15 protein-coding genes and 1 other RNA gene are annotated in these 18,754 nt (G+C 41.9%); 9 read left to right on the forward strand and 7 right to left on the reverse strand.

The window, feature by feature from the left end:
* Nucleotides 1-59 precede the first annotated feature (59 nt).
* Nucleotides 60-417, reverse strand: a transfer-messenger RNA (tmRNA) gene (ssrA, locus tag RM544_RS01820).
* A 188-nt stretch (nucleotides 418-605) separates the two neighbouring features.
* Between ssrA and RM544_RS01825 the strand changes: the two genes are divergently transcribed.
* Nucleotides 606-1,829 (forward strand): NADH:flavin oxidoreductase/NADH oxidase family protein, encoded by a 1,224-nt coding sequence (locus RM544_RS01825; RefSeq protein ID WP_311360075.1) that lies wholly within the window; start codon nucleotides 606-608, stop codon nucleotides 1,827-1,829.
* A gap of 25 nt (nucleotides 1,830-1,854) precedes the next feature.
* Here the strand turns inward: RM544_RS01825 and smpB are convergent, their stop codons facing one another.
* Nucleotides 1,855-2,325, reverse strand: a complete 471-nt coding sequence (gene smpB / locus RM544_RS01830) for an SsrA-binding protein SmpB (protein WP_311360076.1) — start codon at nucleotides 2,323-2,325, stop codon at nucleotides 1,855-1,857.
* A gap of 115 nt (nucleotides 2,326-2,440) precedes the next feature.
* On the opposite strand from smpB, the gene RM544_RS01835 reads away from it, so the two are divergent.
* Together RM544_RS01835 and RM544_RS01840 are read left to right on the forward strand one after the other, a co-directional pair.
* A complete protein-coding gene (locus tag RM544_RS01835) occupies nucleotides 2,441-2,872 on the forward strand; it encodes an SRPBCC family protein (protein WP_311360077.1) in 432 nt (143 codons plus the stop codon).
* Complete coding sequence (locus RM544_RS01840; RefSeq protein WP_311360078.1) at nucleotides 2,872-3,231, forward strand: RnfH family protein; 360 nt, start codon at nucleotides 2,872-2,874, stop codon at nucleotides 3,229-3,231. Before RM544_RS01835 ends, RM544_RS01840 begins: the two co-directional genes overlap by 1 nt.
* Nucleotides 3,232-3,249: 18 nt before the next feature.
* Here RM544_RS01840 and ppsR read toward each other — a convergent pair whose 3' ends face one another.
* Nucleotides 3,250-4,062: a posphoenolpyruvate synthetase regulatory kinase/phosphorylase PpsR gene (ppsR, locus tag RM544_RS01845; RefSeq protein WP_311360079.1), complete on the reverse strand. Its 813-nt coding sequence runs from the start codon at nucleotides 4,060-4,062 to the stop codon at nucleotides 3,250-3,252.
* A gap of 203 nt (nucleotides 4,063-4,265) precedes the next feature.
* Between ppsR and ppsA the strand changes: the two genes are divergently transcribed.
* Nucleotides 4,266-6,641 carry a phosphoenolpyruvate synthase gene (gene ppsA / locus RM544_RS01850; RefSeq protein ID WP_311360080.1) on the forward strand — a complete coding sequence of 792 codons (2,376 nt, stop codon included), beginning with the start codon at nucleotides 4,266-4,268 and terminating at the stop codon, nucleotides 6,639-6,641.
* Between the two features lie 315 nt (nucleotides 6,642-6,956).
* On the opposite strand, the gene RM544_RS01855 is transcribed toward ppsA, so the two are convergent.
* Nucleotides 6,957-7,112 (reverse strand): hypothetical protein, encoded by a 156-nt coding sequence (locus tag RM544_RS01855; protein WP_311360081.1) that lies wholly within the window; start codon nucleotides 7,110-7,112, stop codon nucleotides 6,957-6,959.
* A gap of 264 nt (nucleotides 7,113-7,376) precedes the next feature.
* Between RM544_RS01855 and ydiJ the strand changes: the two genes are divergently transcribed.
* Nucleotides 7,377-10,448 carry a D-2-hydroxyglutarate dehydrogenase YdiJ gene (ydiJ, locus tag RM544_RS01860; protein ID WP_311360082.1) on the forward strand — a complete coding sequence of 1,024 codons (3,072 nt, stop codon included), beginning with the start codon at nucleotides 7,377-7,379 and terminating at the stop codon, nucleotides 10,446-10,448.
* Nucleotides 10,449-10,488: 40 nt separating this feature from the next.
* On the opposite strand, the gene RM544_RS01865 is transcribed toward ydiJ, so the two are convergent.
* Nucleotides 10,489-10,773 carry a hypothetical protein gene (locus RM544_RS01865; RefSeq protein ID WP_311360083.1) on the reverse strand — a complete coding sequence of 95 codons (285 nt, stop codon included), beginning with the start codon at nucleotides 10,771-10,773 and terminating at the stop codon, nucleotides 10,489-10,491.
* Nucleotides 10,774-10,994: 221 nt separating this feature from the next.
* Between RM544_RS01865 and RM544_RS01870 the strand changes: the two genes are divergently transcribed.
* The 4 genes from RM544_RS01870 (at nucleotide 10,995) to fusA (ending at nucleotide 15,679) form a co-directional block, all read left to right on the forward strand.
* Nucleotides 10,995-11,888 carry a transcriptional regulator GcvA gene (locus RM544_RS01870; RefSeq protein WP_311360084.1) on the forward strand — a complete coding sequence of 298 codons (894 nt, stop codon included), beginning with the start codon at nucleotides 10,995-10,997 and terminating at the stop codon, nucleotides 11,886-11,888.
* On the forward strand, nucleotides 11,881-12,315 hold the full coding sequence (locus RM544_RS01875) for a DUF423 domain-containing protein (protein WP_311360085.1): 435 nt from the start codon (nucleotides 11,881-11,883) through the stop codon (nucleotides 12,313-12,315). The genes RM544_RS01870 and RM544_RS01875 overlap by 8 nt, the downstream gene beginning before the upstream one ends.
* Nucleotides 12,302-13,423, forward strand: a complete 1,122-nt coding sequence (rlmM, locus tag RM544_RS01880) for a 23S rRNA (cytidine(2498)-2'-O)-methyltransferase RlmM (protein ID WP_311360086.1) — start codon at nucleotides 12,302-12,304, stop codon at nucleotides 13,421-13,423. The genes RM544_RS01875 and rlmM overlap by 14 nt, the downstream gene beginning before the upstream one ends.
* Nucleotides 13,424-13,591: 168 nt before the next feature.
* Complete coding sequence (gene fusA / locus RM544_RS01885; protein ID WP_311360087.1) at nucleotides 13,592-15,679, forward strand: elongation factor G; 2,088 nt, start codon at nucleotides 13,592-13,594, stop codon at nucleotides 15,677-15,679.
* 101 nt (nucleotides 15,680-15,780) lie between these two features.
* On the opposite strand, the gene RM544_RS01890 is transcribed toward fusA, so the two are convergent.
* Entirely contained in the window at nucleotides 15,781-17,784 is a 2,004-nt protein-coding gene (locus tag RM544_RS01890) for a transglutaminase TgpA family protein (protein WP_311360088.1), read from the reverse strand.
* Nucleotides 17,785-18,753, reverse strand: a complete 969-nt coding sequence (locus RM544_RS01895) for a DUF58 domain-containing protein (RefSeq protein ID WP_311360089.1) — start codon at nucleotides 18,751-18,753, stop codon at nucleotides 17,785-17,787.
* Between the last annotated feature and the right edge of the window lies 1 nt (nucleotide 18,754).

Here is an 18,754-nt window from a genome sequence, read left to right on the forward strand (position 1 = left end):
TCAGAAATAAGCTTTAATTGTATATACAAAAAAGACGCCAAAAGGCGTCTTTTTTTAATTGGTGGAGCTGGCGGGAATTGAACCCGCGTCCAGAAAGCGTCAACCGTTGGTACTACATGCTTAGTTTGTCTTTTATTTAATCCTACGGACCCCGACAAACAGGGTTCTTTCGGACTGGCCTAATACTATTTCGCGGTTCAGCCTTAGACAAGCATCCCTCGCTAGGTCATTAGTATGACCTTCCGAACCTCAGCTAGTGACCAAAGCTTGAGTGGAAGGGCCTATGCAGGTTATTAAGCTGCTAGTGCGTAGTTTTCGTCGTTTGCGACTATTTTTTTGCGGTTTTTTAAAGAGGCCAACCGCACCTCTGCATGCACCTCAAGCATCATTGAATCCTGTCGAATCCAGAGCAGCCCCGAGATAGTGTTGTAGTATAACACTTTTGTTTGGCTAAAACAGCTTGTTTTGCTGACTGAGGTTCTTTTTGTTGCTATTTAAAGCTAAGTTTATTCATATACTTATATTAGTGTATTTATATTTGAACTTGAATTTCCCACACTTAGTGGCATTGTTTAATCCATTACTTCTAAGGTCTTTAAGTCAACATGAATGCATTTACGCCGTTTCAGTTTAATTGTGGTATTGAAGTTAAAAATCGCTTTGTAAAAGCCGCAATGGAAGAGAATATGTCCGAGCCGAATCAGTTACCTGGTACAGCCCTAAAAAACCTCTATGCTAGTTGGGCGAAAGGGGGAGTAGGTCTTATCATTACCGGTAACGTTATGGTCGATAAGTTAGCTATGACTGGGCCTGGCGGAGTTGTGCTTGAAAAAGATACGCCGGTCAAAGCATTCAGAGAATGGTCTGAAATAGCAAAACAGAATGATACTAAAGTGATCATGCAGATCAATCACCCTGGTCGACAAGTTTTTAAAAAAATGGGTGGTAAAGTCCTTTCTCCATCAGATGTAGCACTTGATATGGGCAAACATAGCGGTTTGTTCACCGCACCCAAAGCAATGACTGAAGAAGAGATTCAAGATGTGATACAGCGTTTTGAAAATACAGCCTTACGTGCACGCGATGCAGGTTTTGACGGTGTACAAGTTCACTCAGCTCATGGTTATTTGTTGAGTCAATTTTTATCACCTTTAACCAATAAACGAAATGATGAATGGGGTGGAGAGCTAGCAAACCGCGCTAGGCTATTGCTCGAAGTCATTCAGCGGGTAAGAATAGCCTGTGGTACCGACTTTATTGTGTCGGTAAAGTTAAATTCTGCTGATTTCCAACGAGGTGGATTTGACGTTGAAGATGCTATACAAGTGGTGAAATGGCTAAACGACAGTAGCTTAGATTTTATTGAGTTATCTGGCGGTTCATATGAAGCCCCCGCAATGCAAGGCAAGAGTGGTGACGAACGAACGCTTGCCAGAGAGGCCTACTTTTTAACGTTTGCAAAGCGCATTGCTGAACATAGTAACATTCCTGTGATGACCACGGGGGGAGTAAAACGATTACCTGTTGCTAACGAAGTGCTCTCAAGCGGCATGGACTTAGTCGGTATTGCATCTGCCTTAGCTTATGATCCTGCGTTGGTTAACAAATGGACCGTCAACGCAGACTTTGAGGGTTTTATCCCGAACACTGGCTGGAAAGATAAAACCTTGTCGGGATTAGCCAATATGGCATTGGTGAAACGACAACTTAGGAATCTTGGCAAGGGTAAACGCCCCAGTCGCTCGAGCAGTCCTTTGATCAGTTTGATAATTGACCAAATAAGAGCGGCAAAGTTAACTAAGCGCTATCGAAAGCAGTTTATTGATTAAACAGGTAAACAGCGCACGCGAAACCTTATGCGCTGTGTTTCATCATTCTTTCTTTTTGTCTCGCCCAATCACGATCTTTCACTGTGTCTCGCTTATCGTGTTCTTGCTTCCCTTTAGCGAGTTGAATTTCTAACTTCACCCAGCATGCCTTCCAATACATAGCTGTTGCTACAATGGTTAAACCTTTGCGATCTAGGCCACCCATTAGCTCTTCAATTTCTCGCTTCTTCAAAAGTAACTTGCGTACCCTAGTTGGGTCGCTAATAACGTGCGTAGAAGCTTGGTTGAGAGGCATTATATTAATATTGCTCACGTAGGCTTCGCCGTCTTTGATAAAAACGTAACTGTCTGTGATGTTCGCTTTGCCTGCGCGAATACTTTTGACTTCCCAGCCCTGTAATTGCAGACCAGCTTCAAACTTGTCAATAAGATGGTATTCATGTCGCGCTCTTTTATTAAGTGCGATTGTATTGTTAGTATTTTTAGATTTTTTCATAGGCGTATTATATCAAGGTTCTCGGGTTTGTCTTTATGTACTTGATTTTTCGTTCTGTTATTCTTAAGTATCAGTGATAAACTACACGTAATTTAGTAAAGGTAGCTCGTAATTAATGCCCAGTATTCAGCGAAATGCACTTGTAGCCTATAGTGCAAATCAGATGTATGAACTTGTAAATGATGTCGAATCCTATGATCAGTTTTTGCCAGGATGTGAGAAGAGCTCTGTGCTTGAAGAAAGCGACTCTCATATGTTGGCTACGATGGTGCTATCTAAAGCGGGCGTGCGGCAAACCTTGACGACAAAGAATACCTTAGTAAAGGGGGCGTCTATCGAGATGGATTTATCTGACGGTCCTTTTAAGTCTTTAAGCGGTGGTTGGCGTTTTACTCCTCTATCAGATGAAGCCTGCAAAATTGAATTAAATCTTGATTTTGTTTTTACCAACAAATTAGTTGAGTTAGCATTTGGCAAAATATTCAATTCCTTGGCTAACAATATGGTAAACGCATTCAGTCAGCGTGCGAAGGAAGTGTACAAGTAATGGACAATGCTATTGAAATTGAAGTGGTTTACGGATTGCCAAACAAGCAAAGTTTGTTAAAAGTCAGTGTGGAAGCGAATTCAAGTGTAGAAGATGCTATTAACACCTCTGGTATACTTAGTTTACACCCAGAAATAGACTTAGAGAGCAATAAAGTAGGCGTTTGGAATAGAGTATGTAAACTTACGCAAAACCTTTCAGACGGGGATCGAATTGAAATTTATCGTCCTTTGATTGCAGACCCAAAAGAAGTACGTAAACGCCGAGCTGAAAAAGCCAAAGAAGAGGGCAGGGCCGATAAGGTAACAGGCGGCCGACCTAATTCACTTAAAGCAAAAGAGCAGCCAACTGATAAATAGTGATGCGGCCTACTAAGTTCAGTACTTTCTTCGTTGTAAGCCCGTGGTTGCCAATATTTTTGCCGATATTTCTTCAATAGAGAATTTGGTGCTGTTTAGAAACGGTATCTTCTCTTTTCGATATAAATTTTCCACTTCTCTAAGTTCCATTCGACATTGCTGCATAGATGCGTAACGACTGTTGGCTTTGCGTTCTGAGCGTATTTGATGTAATCGATTTGCATCAATGGTTAGCCCAAATAGTTTCTTCTGAAATCGTCTTAGAGTTGCCGGTAGTTTTAAAATATCGCCCATGTCATCTTCTGTAAATGGGTAATTTGCCGCCTTAATTCCATACTGTAGTGCCAAATATAAACTGGTAGGCGTTTTCCCCGAGCGTGATACACCGACTAGAATAATGTCAGCTTCATGGTAATCTTTGAGGTTACTTCCATCATCATTTGCTAAAGCATAATTTACGGCTTCAATTCGAATATCATACGTTTTTTCATGGATACTATGTGTGCGATGTTTTTCTGGTTTAGAAGGCAAACCGATGACCTTCTCAAGAGGCGCAACAAACTGGTCTAAAAAGTTGTAATTAATACCCACCGATTGACTCATTAATTTGCGAACATCGCTATTTACCATCGTATAAAAAACTAATGGACGGTCTCCACTTTCTTCAAAATGCTGTTTTATCTTTTCTAAGACCTCAAGAGCATGTTGTTCTGTTTCAACAAAAGGAATGGTGATATGTTGAAATTCTGTGGGAAATAAAGACAGCAAAGCGTGCCCAAAAACTTCTGCGGTAATGGCTGTACCATCTGATATGTAAAAAGCGGTGCGCACAACATCTCCTTAACATTGTTGTAAATTAATTACGAAAATAAATTAAATTTTACTTTCTTATGAGGGACAATTTAGAATCCCGACTGCGGAAAGTAAACAGTAATTTACAGCTGTGTACTATCGCATGAAATTAATCATACCTTGTTACAACAAAACGTGACAAAAAACTTATCGGCAATTAAACAAGCTGGAGGCTTTAAGCAGTGCAAGAATACGTACTTTGGTATCAAGAATTGGGCATGGATGATGTTAACCGTGTGGGTGGTAAAAATGCATCATTGGGAGAAATGATATCAAACCTGTCGAATGCAGGTGTTCAAGTACCGGGAGGATTTGCAACAACATCACACGCATTTAATCAGTTTCTAGAACAAAGTGGAGTTGAAGCTAAAATACACGATGTTTTGGATGCTTTGGACGTTGATGACGTCAATGCGCTTGCTGAAGCGGGCAAGAATATTCGTCAATGGATACTCGATACGCCGTTCCAGCCTGAACTAGAGGCAGAAATTAAATCTGCTTTTACTCATCTTCAGGGTGAAGCTGGCGATGAGGCATCTTTTGCGGTTCGTTCATCTGCAACAGCAGAAGATATGCCTGACGCTTCTTTTGCAGGGCAGCAGGAAACCTTTCTAAATGTGAAAGGGTACGAGTCGGTGTTAGTTGCCATCAAGCACGTGTTTGCTTCGCTGTTTAATGACCGCGCTATTTCCTATCGCGTACACCAAGGTTATGACCACAAAGGCGTTGCGCTTTCTGCAGGTATCCAGCGCATGGTGCGCAGTGATATGTCATCTTCAGGCGTCATGTTCACTATTGATACCGAGTCTGGTTTCGAAGACGTTGTGTTTGTAACCAGCTCATTTGGGTTAGGCGAAATGGTTGTTCAAGGCGCTGTGAATCCTGACGAATTCTATGTACACAAGCCAACCCTAGATGCTGGTAATCCCGCTATCGTTCGCCGTAATTTAGGTAGTAAATTAGTCAAAATGATTTACTCGGATGACCTTGAGCACGGAAAACAAGTCGAAATCGTTGATATTGATAAAGCCGATAGCATGCGCTTCTCTCTTAACGATGAAGAAGTCATGGAACTCGCTAAACAAGCCCAGACGATTGAAAAGCACTACGGCCGTGCTATGGACATTGAGTGGGCGAAAGATGGTATCGATGGCAAGCTATACATTGTGCAAGCAAGACCTGAAACTGTGCGCAGTCGCGAAGACATGCAAGTCATTGAGCGCTTTCAATTGACAAGTGATGCAACCAAGATTGTTTGTGAAGGTCGTGCGATAGGGCACAAAATAGGTGCTGGTAAAGCGAAAGTACTAGGTTCAATCGCTGAGATGGACATGATTGAAGTGGGCGATGTGCTGGTCACCGATATGACCGACCCAGATTGGGAGCCTATCATGAAGAAAGCCTCAGCGATTGTTACTAATCGTGGTGGCCGTACTTGTCATGCCGCTATTATTGCGCGTGAAATGGGTATTCCTGCGGTTGTTGGTTGCGGCAATGCTACCGATAGTATTGAGACTGGTGATGCGATTACCGTGAGTTGTGCTGAAGGTGACACCGGTTATATCTATAACCAAGAACTAAACTTCGAAGTCATTACCTCACGCATAGATTCTATGCCTGATCTACCTCTGAATATTATGATGAACGTCGGTAACCCAGACAGAGCATTCGACTTCGCGCGCTTACCGCATGAAGGTGTTGGCTTGGCTCGTCTTGAGTTTATTATTAACCGAATGATTGGTGTTCACCCTAAAGCACTATTGAATTTCGATGAGCAGCCTGAAGAGTTGAAAGACGAAATTTCAGAAATGATTGCTGGTTATGAATCACCTGTAGAGTTTTATATTCAAAAATTAGTTGAAGGTATTTCGACGATTGGCGCAGCATTTTCACCGAAGAAAGTGATTGTGCGTATGTCAGACTTTAAGTCAAATGAGTACTTTAATCTGGTAGGTGGTTACCAATACGAGCCAGACGAAGAAAATCCAATGCTAGGTTTTCGCGGTGCAAGTCGCTACATCTCTGAAGATTTTAGAGACTGTTTTGCCTTGGAATGTGAAGCGATTAAGCGTGTTCGAAATGACATGGGCTTAACCAATGTAGAGATCATGATCCCATTCGTTCGCACATTGGAAGAGGGTGAAAAGGTCATTGAGTTGTTAGCCGATCAAGGACTGGTAAAAGGAGAGAATGGACTGCGCATTATTATGATGTGTGAATTGCCTTCAAACGCCTTGTTAGCAGATCAGTTCCTCGACATTTTTGACGGTTTCTCTATTGGTTCTAATGACTTGACACAGCTAACGCTTGGTTTGGATAGAGACTCAGGTTTGATTGCACATTTATTTGATGAGCGTAATCCTGCAGTGAAAGCTTTGCTTGCGATGGCGATTAAAGCAGCGAAAGCACGAGGCAAGTATGTTGGTATATGTGGTCAGGGACCATCTGACCATGAAGACTTTGCAGCTTGGTTAGTCGAACAAGGAATAGACTCTGTTTCTCTCAACCCTGATACCGTTGTTGAAACATGGTTATACTTAGCTGAAAAGCATGGTTAAACTTGTGTAAATCTTAAAGGGCCTCACGACAGAAGCCAAAACAAGGGCGCAGTGAAAATGTATTCACCGCGCTCTTTTCGTTTTAGCTCATTTGGATCTGCGTAGATAAAAATCATGTTTCATATTCGTGATTGTGTTCTCATGCCGTTATGAACTTTATGAAGATGAACCAACGAGAATTTTATGGGCGAGCGCTTGTTCATATCACAGAGCTAACATTTGATCGTGTTGGGTTGGCACAAGCCTTAACAGTAAGCTGTTCGATAAATGTGAGCACTGCGATTAAAAGAAGAGATTTATTTGTTTAACACTTGCTTAGTGTTGAGCTTGCTCTTCTTGTATGAGTTTATATAACTTCTTGGTCTTAACCACTTTGCAGCCCATAGAGCCTTCAACGGTCTTGCGGCCTAGATATGCTACGGGAGCATAGGGGTGACGTTTCTTTAATAACTTTTTGAAAAATTTCTTCATTTCTTACTCCAATTCTTGGGTGCCTGTTGCGCAATAGTGTGGCACGCCTTTATTTCTGTCCTCTCATTAAACTATCGGCAGAAGAGATAATAACCTAATTAGGTATAAATTGCTATATTTAAATTCAGGTGGCGGGACAATTGACTTATTGTTAAGGGCTTTGCTTTTGAGAAAGATATAAGAAAAATTAAAATGGTCCATAAACCGACTAGAGCATTTTTAACGTAGTAGATATACTTGAGCTTGCTAAAAAGGAGAGCTTAGTTGACAGCATTACCTATCTTATCGCCCCGAGACACTATTAACGCAGATGTACGGGCATTTTTAGACCACTTACGCGAGAGCAAGTACGCTGGTGACATTGAGTTTAGCTATGCTAGTCGATTAGCGGTTGCTACTGACAACAGTATTTACCAACAGTTGCCACAAGCTGTGCTGCACCCACGAGGCACCGACGACTTGGGCTTAATTGCCAGTATTGCATCGCAGTGGCCTAGTGTCAGTTTTAGTGCCAGAGGAGGCGGCACAGGGACCAATGGACAGTCGCTAACGCCTGGTGTGGTTGTTGATACCTCGCGCTATATGAATAAGATTCTGGAGTACAACGCTGACGAGGGGTGGGTTAGAGTACAGTCAGGCGTGGTAAAGGATGCGTTGAACGATTATCTACGGCCCATGGGATATTTCTTCTCTCCCGACTTATCGACTAGCAATAGAGCGACCGTGGGTGGCATGATAAGCACTGACGCATCAGGCCAAGGCAGTCTTGTATATGGTAAAACCAGTGATCATGTATTGGGTTTGCGTTCAGTCCTTGCGAATGGAGAGCTTATCGAGACTCAGCCAATCTCTGTAGAGCAAGCTAAGGAAATTGCAAACGAAGAAAGTAGTCTCGGTCGAATTATGCGCCAAGTGCTGGCGACAGCGATAGATAAACGACAGCAAATTCTAGCTAAATTCCCGCGTTTAAACCGATTCTTGACCGGATATGACTTGGAACATGTGTACAACGATGAAAAGCAGACAATAGACCTCAGTCGCTTGATAACGGGTGCAGAAGGTTCTTTGGCCTTCGTTGCTGAAGCCAAGTTAAACATAACTAAAATTCCGAAATATACTGCACTGGTGAACGTCAAATATGATTTGTTTGAGTCCGCCTTGCGTCATGCTCCCAGTATGATTGAAGCAAATGCAACCTCGGTTGAAACGGTTGATAGTACTGTACTGAATCTTGCACGAGCGGATATTGTTTGGCATAGCGTAGCTGACTTAATCACTGATGTAGAGGGTAAAACCATGTTGGGTTTGAACATGGTGGAATATAACAGTGATGACAAAAATGAAATAGAAGCCAAAATTGCGAGCTTATCTGAATCGCTAAGGCAATCTGCTGAAAATGGTGATGATGGTGTCATCGGTTTTCAAGTGACCTATTCGCGCAGTGATATTAATAAAATTTATGGCATGCGCAAAAAGTCGGTAGGTTTGCTAGGCAAAACGAAAGGTAGCCAAAAACCAATTGCATTTGCCGAAGATACGGCGGTGCCGCCAGAAAACCTCGCTGACTTTATTATGGAGTTCCGCGATCTTTTGGATAGCCATGGTTTACAATATGGTATGTTTGGTCACGTTGATGCGGGCGTTTTACACGTGCGCCCGGCCTTGGACCTGTGTGATATTGAACAAGAGCTGCTCGTCAATACAATTTCCGATCAAGTCGTTGCCTTGGTTGCAAAATATGGCGGATTGATGTGGGGAGAGCATGGCAAAGGCTATCGCAGTGAATATGCCCCCGCGTTCTTTGGCGAAGACTTATACATCGAGCTTCGTAAAATCAAATCTGCCTTTGACCCATTGAACAAAATGAATCCTGGTAAAATATGTACGCCATTAGATTCAGATGCAACTTTGGTCAAAGTAGCAGATACAAAACGAGCGACGTTTGATCGCACCATACCAATTGCGTTTAAACAAGAATTTGAGCCAGCTATGAGCTGCAATGGCAATGGTTTATGCTTCAATTATGACACCAGCTCCCCAATGTGCCCATCAAGTAAAATTACGTCTGACAGACGCCATAGCCCAAAAGGTCGAGCTGGACTCATACGGGAATGGTTGCGTTTACTTAGTCGTGAAGACGTTGATTCCACCGCACTGACTTATAAACAGTTTCATAGCTCTTGGTGGCAAAAGCTACGTAATGGCAAGAGTAAGCAAGCTGACTTTTCACATGAAGTATTTGAAGCGATGAACGGTTGCTTGGCCTGTAAATCATGCTCTAGCCAATGTCCGGTCGGTGTCGATGTGCCAGATTTCAGAGCGCGCTTTTTATCAATTTATTATCAGCGTTATGCTAGACCATTGAAGGATTACTTTGTTGCCAACGTTGAAACACTCGCGCCAGCGATGGCTAAGTTTCCACGTTTTTTCAATTTCTTTTTAGATGCAGGTGTCATAAAAGGGGCGATACGCAAAACGATAGGTTATGTGGATGCTCCCTTGTTATCGCAACCAAATCTGCGTGTAAGACTGGAAAACGTAAACTGCGACAAAGACCTCAAGATCTTGAAAAGTATGAGCGAGCAAGACCGCAGTAAACACGTTGTGGTGGTGCAAGATCCTTTTACCAGTTTCTATGATGCAGAATGCGTCGAGCACCTAGTGAAAGTCATACAGGCTTTAGGCTTGAAACCCGTATTGTTGCCGTTTTCACCTAATGGTAAAGCGCAGCATGTGAAAGGCTTTCTGGATAGATTTGAGAAAACAGCGAGCACGACAGCAGGGCTACTGAATGAAATAGCATCCTTGAATCTTCCGATGATCGGAATTGACGCTTCTCTAGTCCTTTGTTATCGAGATGAATATACCAAAATATTAGGTGATAGAAGGGGTCATTTCGAAGTCTTAACAGCAACAGAGTGGCTGTCTAATTTAGCTGCTCCACAAAAAGCCAAATTGTTAGCTGCAGGCAGCAGTGAAGGCAATGACCTAAGAGATAAACAGTACAATTTATTAGCGCACTGTACTGAAAAAACAGCCCTTCCTAAAAGTGAACAACAATGGCAAGACGTGTTTCGTCAGGCAGGTTTGAATTTACAGATAAAAGCGGTTGGTTGTTGTGGTATGGCTGGAACCTATGGGCACGAATTAGAACAACTTAATAATTCAAAGGGGATTTATGACCTCAGTTGGTCTGGCGTAGTACAGCAATCTAAAGTTGATAATCAAGAAATACTAGCGACTGGGTATTCTTGTCGTAGTCAAGTAAAGCGTTTTGAATCTGAGCGTCCTAAACACCCCATTGAAGTGCTCTCTATGGCGCTAGAGCAACAATAACTACATAGGCTGGGGGATCCCAGCCCGTGTCATTATTTGTTTATTCTTCTGATAACGTTTTATCTGAACGGCTTTGTTCAGAGTTCCGTGCAAAGAAGCTTCTTTTGTATTCAAAAGGCTTGCCGGCCAACATCGTTTTTATATCGCTTTCAAATTGGATTTTAGCGAATTCTAACGATTGCTGTTCTAGCGAGTTATCGATTAACTGCATCGTAATCGTTTTGTCTTTAACAAGATCCTTGTTAATGTCGTTTTGTGCATTTACCGTCCCTGTAAATACGCTAAGTACTGAAAGTACCGTCACTGCTAATAGTTTAAGTTTCATCTTTGTTGCCTTAATTTAGTTAATTACTTTTTGCTTTCCATTGTTAAAAAAATATTAAACTATTGTAAAAGCTTTATTCCTTTAAAATACAATAATTTATTCCTTCTAACAGACAGGAATATTAGGCTAAAAATTTCAACAGAGATAATGATAAAAATTCAGCTTATTAATTAGATAAACTAATGTATAATGCGCTAAAGAAAAACAGCAGGTGACCGACAATGCCAAAACGACTTCCTCCCCTCAATGCTTTAAAAGCCTTTGAAACGGCAGCCCGGCATTTGAGTTTTACAAAAGCGGCAGAAGAACTCTTCGTGACACAAGCAGCGGTGAGTCATCAAATAAAATCATTAGAAAGCTATTTATCAACGAAATTATTTTTACGCAGAAACCGAACTTTATTGCTAACTGAAGAAGGGCAATCCTATTTTATGGATTTGCGAGATATATTTTCAAATCTACAGGATGCAACGGACCGCTTACTTGCGCTAGGTTCAAAGGGCGCTATTACAGTCGCCGCACCACCAAGCTTTGCGAGTCAGTGGCTGGTTTCAAAAATAAGCCAGTTTTCTATTTTGCATCCAGATATAGACGTGCGAATTAAAGCCGTTGATTTGGATGACGGATTTCTTGATGAAACGGTCGATGTTGCCATTTATTACGGGAAGGGAAAATGGCCACGGGTTGAATCTATTAAACTACATTCAGAATACCTAACGCCAATGTGTTCACCCATTTTATTGCAAAAGGGCAAGCCATTAGACTCACTCGAAGATTTAAAGCATCACCTCCTCTTGCACGATAGCAGTCGAAGCGCTTGGAAAAATTGGTTAAAGCACTTCCAAGTTAACGGCGTTAATGTAAATCAGGGACCCATGTTCAGCCATACCATGTTAGTCTTGCAAGCGGCTTCGTTGGGACAAGGGATCGCCTTGTCTACGTCAGTGTTGGCAAAGCCTGAAATTGAAGCGGGTAGGTTGATTTGTCCATTTGAGGAATCTTTCGAAAGCAAAGACGCATTTTATTTAGTGTGTCACCAAGGCCAATCTGAAGTAGCAAAGATTCAAATTTTTACTGACTGGATGTTAGCGCAAGTGGAGAGTGATAATGGATGAACAATACAATGATACAAGCTTAGAACTTGCAATAAAGGCGCGCTTTGCGATGATATTTGGCGCGCTATATCTTTGTTTAGGCATCATTTTAGGGGCCTTCGCTGCGCATGCCTTGAAAGGCAGCCTGAACGACTACCAATTAAGTATTATGCAAACAGGCGTAAAATATCAATTGGTGCATGGTGTCGCTTTGCTAATCATTGGCGTTTTAATACTATTTAGCCAACAAGTGGCTGGTCTAAAGGTTGCTTTATTGCATGCCAGTTCAATTGCTTTAGTCTTTGGCATTTTTTGTTTTTCGTTTTCTCTTTACGCTATTGCAATTTTCGATGCTTCGATGTTGGGTATTATTACGCCAATAGGCGGCATGGCTATGATTATCGCTTGGTTACTATTTATGCTTGGAGTGTATCGTGCAGGAAAATAAGCTTAAAATTGCAGCCAGTAAATCGATGCTTTTTTATTGTCGAGAAGGCTATGAAGCAGACTTAGCTGCAGAGCTTGATATGCTAAGCGCCAAAGAAAATCTTTACGGCTATGCTCAATTCATACCAAAAAGTACGCTTGTTCATTACCATTTTTATGCGGAATTAAGCCAAGCACAAATGCGCTCAGCAATTGCGCTTGGTGACCTCATATTCGCAAGAACCCGCTTAATAAATTTTGATAGCCTGACGTTTTCGAATCCTCACGATCGTGTTTCTAGTGTCCTTGAATACCTACGTGAAAACTCTCTGCTATTGGATGGTATGTTTGGCGACGTATTTGCGGAGCACCCTGATCATGAAGAGGGGAAACAGCTCGCCAAGTTTTGTAAGAAGTTTCTCGTTCCGCTGAGACAAGCGATGCGAAAGCAGGGGAGTTTGTCTGCTAAACCAAATACGGGTTTACCCTACTTACATTTATATTTTACGCAAAGCAATGAATGCTTAGTCAATATTTCTGTACCGAAGAATAGAAATTCGGAGCCCATGGGCATCATGCGATTGAAGTCGCCTGCCGATGCACCAAGTCGTTCAACACTCAAGCTAGAAGAGGCGATTCGCTTGTTTTTAAGTAAACAAGACCAAGCTAATTGTTTTCAAAAGGGCATGACTGCTGTCGATTTGGGAGCCTGTCCCGGGGGATGGACGTATCAACTAGTCATCCGCGGAATCAGAGTCGAAGCCATAGACAATGGCGAAATGGCTGATTCACTCATGGCAACGGGTATGGTCGACTATCATGCGGCTGACGGTTTTGTTTATCAGCCCAAAGACGGCCATGTGGATTGGTTAGTTTGCGACATGATAGAAAAGCCAGAAAGGGTAGCAAAGCTGATGCAAACATGGTTACTTAAACGACTCACAACAAGTTGTATATTTAATTTAAAGTTACCAATGAAGCGCCGTTTTCAAATTGTTGATGAATTGCTGAATGAGATTAAAAACTCTCTGGAAAAGCAGCAAATTGACTTTAAAATGCAGGCTAAACATCTCTACCATGATCGTGATGAGATAAGCGTGATTATTCGCACTTCAACACATTTAAGTTAGTTAAAACAATTATTTATGATTATATTCTGTATCGACGGGAGGTGCGGAATAAGCATGGGGTTACTGCCTTTCATAATTCTTTTTCAAGAATCGAATGAAAAGTGTGTAAATTCGTTGCAATAATCTATATAATCCGCCCCGATTTTTTAGAACCTATAAAGTGGAAACATGTCAGATTTAGCACATTACAGAAACATAGGTATTTTTGCTCACGTTGACGCGGGTAAAACGACCACGACAGAACGAATTTTGAAACTCACCGGTCAAATACATAAGACGGGTGAAGTACACGACGGTGAATCAACTACCGACTTCATGGAACAAGAAGCAGAGCGTGGTATTACCATTCAATCAGCAGCGGTAACTTGTTTTTGGAAAGATCACAGATTTAACGTTATCGATACTCCAGGACACGTTGACTTCACTGTTGAAGTATATCGTTCTCTTAAAGTACTTGATGGCGGTATCGGTGTATTCTGTGGTTCTGGTGGTGTTGAGCCACAGTCAGAAACTAACTGGCGTTATGCGAATGACTCAGAAGTAGCGCGTATTATCTTCGTTAACAAATTAGACCGTATGGGTGCTGATTTTTACCGTGTTGTTAAGCAGACGAAAGATGTACTAGCGGCCAACCCGTTGGTAATGGTATTGCCTATCGGTATTGAAGATGAGTTTGTGGGTGTTGTTGACCTCTTAACTCGTAAAGCATACGTTTGGGATGATACTGGTCTTCCTGAAAACTACTCAATCGAAGATGTTCCTGCTGACATGGTTGATAAAGTAGAAGAATATCGCGAAATGCTGGTTGAGACTGCTGTAGAGCAAGACGACGACCTAATGATGGCATATATGGACGGCGAAGAGCCTTCCATTGAAGACCTTAAGCGTTGTATCCGTAAAGGTACGCGCACAATGGACTTCTTCCCAACGTATTGTGGTTCTGCATTTAAAAACAAAGGTGTTCAGTTAATTCTTGATGCCGTTGTTGATTACTTGCCAAGCCCGACAGAAGTTGATCCTCAGCCACTGACTGATGAAGAAGGTGAGCCTACAGGACGTCATGCAATCGTTTCCGCTGATGAAACATTCAAAGCTTTAGCGTTTAAAATAACAGATGACCGTTTTGGTGCGCTCACTTTCGTGCGCATATACTCAGGTACGCTCAAAAAAGGCGATACGATTTTGAATGCTGCTACAGGTAAAACTGAGCGTATTGGTCGTATGTGTGAAATGCAAGCTGATGACCGTAACGAGCTAGATAAAGCGCAAGCGGGTGACATCATTGCAATCGTCGGCATGAAGAGTAACGTACAAACTGGTCACACTTTATGTGATCCGAAAGACCCAATCATCCTTGAAGCGATGGTATTCCCAGAGCCTGTAATTTCAATTTCGGTTAAACCGAAAGATAAAGGTTCAACTGAAAAGATGGGTATTGCAATCGGTAAGATGGTTGCAGAAGATCCTACCTTCCGTGTAGAAACGGATGAAGATTCTGGTGAAACTATCCTATCTGGTATGGGTGAGTTACACCTAGATATCAAAGTAGATATTTTGAAGCGTACTTATGGCGTTGAGCTAGAAGTTGGTCAACCGCAAGTAGCTTATCGTGAAACGATTACGAAAGAAGTTGATGATTCTTATACGCACAAGAAGCAGTCTGGTGGTTCTGGTCAATTTGGTAAAATTGATTATAAAATCCGTCCAGGTGAGCCGAACTCAGGTTTCACATTTAAGTCTGTCGTAGTTGGTGGTAACGTTCCTAAGGAATTCTTCCCAGCAATCGAGAAGGGCTTTAAAGGTATGATGGACGAAGGCACCATGGCTGGCTTCCCAGTATTGGATGTTGAAGTTGAGTTGTACGATGGTGGTTTCCACGCCGTGGATTCATCTGCTGTAGCATTTGAAATCGCAGCGAAAGGTGCTTTCCGTCAGTCTATTCCGAAAGCGGGCGTTCAGTTGATTGAGCCAATCATGAAAGTCGACGTGTTTACGCCAGACGATCATGTAGGTGACGTAATCGGTGATTTGAACCGTCGTCGTGGAATGATCAAAGACCAAGAAGCTGGCGCAACTGGTGTTCGCATCAAAGGTGATGTGCCACTTTCAGAAATGTTTGGTTACATCGGTTCACTACGTACAATGACTTCAGGTCGTGGTCAGTTCTCTATGGAGTTCTCACACTACAACCCTTGCCCGGCAAACGTTGCTGAGTCAGTTATCGAAGAAGTGAAAGCGAGAAAAGCTGCTAAATAAGCTGCTTATAGAAAGAATCAAAAAACCCAGCTAAGGCTGGGTTTTTTTTGACTATAATTTCTGTAAAGAGAGGCGGTTAGTGACGAGTCATTTGATATTCACTATGATTTTTGTGAGCTATTTTCTAATACCATCAAATGTTTATGCAGACGTTGTTTGACTGCTGAAAAGTCTTCAAGTTGTTGCTGTTGCGCATACTTCCATTGGTAATAAGACTTCACCATGAATGAAAGTGCCGCGCTAGAAGGTTTATCCAGATGGGGAGCTACGCGGTTTGAAAACTGTAATAATGTTTCGCCATCATCTTTTGTATGGCCCTGCTTTTCAATAAGTGCATATAATCCTTTGAGCCAATATTGGTCTTCATTGAGCTTTGTTTTCTTTCTTGGTATGAATAACAAAAAGATAAATAGACCAATGACGACAAAGCTTCCGATGAGGGCGTAAGAAAATGTTTGTGCATTCATACTACCGAAAATTCGTTTTAGTAAGAACTTTTGCGATTCTTGATTGTAACTGAGTATCGACTGACTCCAAGTATGGTCTATTTTAGCCATCAATAGTCTGACTTTGTTAAAGAAAGCATACTCTTGTAAATGTGATAACGAGAACGGGGTCTTTTTCATAAACTCTTCTCTGTTTTCAATCGAGCTCAATAGGCCCGAGAGAACGCGGTTAGGCGCCACAATCGCCGTGGGGTCTAACCTAGTCCATCCGGCTGATTTGTCCCAAGCTTCTACCCAGGCATGAGCATCGTATTGATGAACGCTAATAACGTTACCAGATTGTACTTCTCCACCTTGGTATCCCGTTACAATCCGAGCGGGTACATTTGCCAACCTCAGCATATAGGTAAGGGCCGAAGCATAATGCGAACAAAATCCGACTTGTTCTTCAAATAAAAACTGGTCGATCGGGTTGCTTTGCATCAGTGGTGGTGACAATGAATACTTGAATGGCTTTGAACGAAAAATATCATTGAGTCTCGCAATCTTCTCCTGTGTGCTCATACTGGGGCTTATATTCTTTAGGACAAACTCCACGGTCTCAGGATTGCCAGTATTTGGCACTTGTAGATATTGAGAAGTGTCTTCATAACCAGCATAGATATTCAAAGGTTGTTCTACAAATGAGCGCAATGCATACAAGCCTTTTGTATACAGTGGACTAGAGCTACTCAACTGAAATTGCTGATTGGTTTTTAAGGTTTGCGTACTAGTACCTTGAACTAAAACTGGAATGTCTAAAGAGTATAGCCAAGTGGTTGAGGTCGGCTCCGCTATCACTATGTAGTCTAATGACTTACCGGTGAAGGTCACAGATGGCGGCCCATGAAATGCCTTGGACCGTTCGGATAGTGACCATGTTTTACCATCAAATTCATCCAATACAATCGCACGCCAATAAGTGTCCTGTGGTTTTGGCAACGCATTGTCAAACTCTGCACGGAAGACCAGTTCGTCTGATTTTGCTAGGTTGGCAATATCGCCAGGGGTCATCGTCTCTGATAAGCCTGTTTGATTCGATTTATTAACTGGCATTTTCCATAGTGGGGATAGTTTCGGTGTGACAAAAAATAAAATAACAGCAATGGGAATGGTCTGTGCTAATAACAGAAGCGTCTGTTTTGCGTATTTTCGAAAGGATGTGTCGCGAATTTTAATCGCATGCAGCGTACAAAATAACAGAATGACAATCACGCCGTAAAATAGGCTGTAAGCAAGGCTTTGATGAAAAATAAGTCCACAACCGACTAAGAACAATTGAATCGACGCAACCATTTGATAATCGCCGGTATGGTGTAGATTTAGAATTTTTAAGCAACAGGAAACTACCAATAAATTGATCATCGTATTGAGAAGACCAAAATCCTTAGCTAACCAAACCAGAATGGCAATGCATAGCATTGCCATAAGATTGAGTAAACTGTTTTTCAGTGGCGGGCTATTATTGTGCGCTTTGTAAGCGGTTATTGAAAAAGAGCATGCGCATAGAACAAGTACCCATCCCATCATCGGTGACAGCAGTGACAGAATTAATGCTGTGAATGTACCCAAGCATAAAAAAGCGGCATAACTCCGATTGTGAACTTTGATCCTTTCCATTTAAGCCACCCAATCAGTGTGTTTGTAGAGGGCGATTGCTTCTAAACATTGTGTTTGATGAGCGTGCCCTTTACTTGGCATAATTTGCTGATTGCCGATGCTTAAACCAAAGCACGCATCCTGAGTGCCTAATTCAATAATTTGATATGACAGTAATGACAATGCTTGTTCAACGTCACCTTGAAGGTAGTCATTGAAATACAACCAACCATTCAGTGCCGCGTTTTCATTAAAATCACGAGTGAGCAGGCCTTGACCTTTGGCGAAGTGTTTCCAGGAGACATGATGAATTGGATCGGTATCTCGGTACTCTCTTAACCCTTGTAGATCATCACTATTCACTTTGTTGTTTTTACTCTTACCCGCCTTGCCTTGTTCATTTTGTTGTCGAAGCTTTAATGGACCCGCTAGAGGAGTGGGGTAGACAGTCAACTTGTCAGGCACAGTCAGATGTGTCCAACAGCGAAATAAGCCAAAAGGAAAGATACTTTCTATCGATAATCTACCAATAGTATGTCGACCCCTCTTAAAGCGGCCTAATGAAACAATGTTGGCATCATCGTCTAAATATTGAAACATAAATGGTGTTTTTCGGTAGGCTGCAATATTTGATAGAGCATGAAGTTGCGACCGGTTTGGTTTATGTTTTAAGTGTAAATTTACGCTAGCATCTTGGTTAGCAAAGTTAGCTTGCAGTGGTGAAAAACTAATATGGTATTGAACAAAGCTGACGTAACTATGAAACATGGATAAAAGCAAAATAGCGAAGACAAAATAACAAAACATCAAGATAACGTTATTCTGGTAGTTGGTGCCAAGTATAAATAAGCAAAGCATAAGGCCAGTCATAGCCCAACCGAATCGAGTAGGCAATATAAAGGTATTATTTACATCCAGTTGATACTGATTGCTAGGAGGTATTCGTTTCGTTAACCATTTGTCTAGCCTTGTGCTCGCCCAGCTACTCATT

The sequence above is a fragment of the Brumicola blandensis genome, from assembly GCF_031846165.1.
Classification (GTDB): Bacteria; Pseudomonadota; Gammaproteobacteria; order Enterobacterales; family Alteromonadaceae; genus Glaciecola; species Glaciecola blandensis.

Coding starts and splice junctions, on each gene's coding strand:
- RM544_RS01825 (WP_311360075.1), top strand. CDS start 606: ATGAATGCATTTACGCCGTTTCAGTTTAATTGTGGTATTGAAGTTAAA.
- smpB (WP_311360076.1), bottom strand. CDS start 2,325: ATGAAAAAATCTAAAAATACTAACAATACAATCGCACTTAATAAAAGA.
- RM544_RS01835 (WP_311360077.1), top strand. CDS start 2,441: ATGCCCAGTATTCAGCGAAATGCACTTGTAGCCTATAGTGCAAATCAG.
- RM544_RS01840 (WP_311360078.1), top strand. CDS start 2,872: ATGGACAATGCTATTGAAATTGAAGTGGTTTACGGATTGCCAAACAAG.
- RM544_RS01855 (WP_311360081.1), bottom strand. CDS start 7,112: ATGAAGAAATTTTTCAAAAAGTTATTAAAGAAACGTCACCCCTATGCT.
- RM544_RS01865 (WP_311360083.1), bottom strand. CDS start 10,773: ATGAAACTTAAACTATTAGCAGTGACGGTACTTTCAGTACTTAGCGTA.
- RM544_RS01870 (WP_311360084.1), top strand. CDS start 10,995: ATGCCAAAACGACTTCCTCCCCTCAATGCTTTAAAAGCCTTTGAAACG.
- RM544_RS01875 (WP_311360085.1), top strand. CDS start 11,881: ATGGATGAACAATACAATGATACAAGCTTAGAACTTGCAATAAAGGCG.
- fusA (WP_311360087.1), top strand. CDS start 13,592: ATGTCAGATTTAGCACATTACAGAAACATAGGTATTTTTGCTCACGTT.
- RM544_RS01890 (WP_311360088.1), bottom strand. CDS start 17,784: ATGGAAAGGATCAAAGTTCACAATCGGAGTTATGCCGCTTTTTTATGC.
- RM544_RS01895 (WP_311360089.1), bottom strand. CDS start 18,753: ATGAGTAGCTGGGCGAGCACAAGGCTAGACAAATGGTTAACGAAACGA.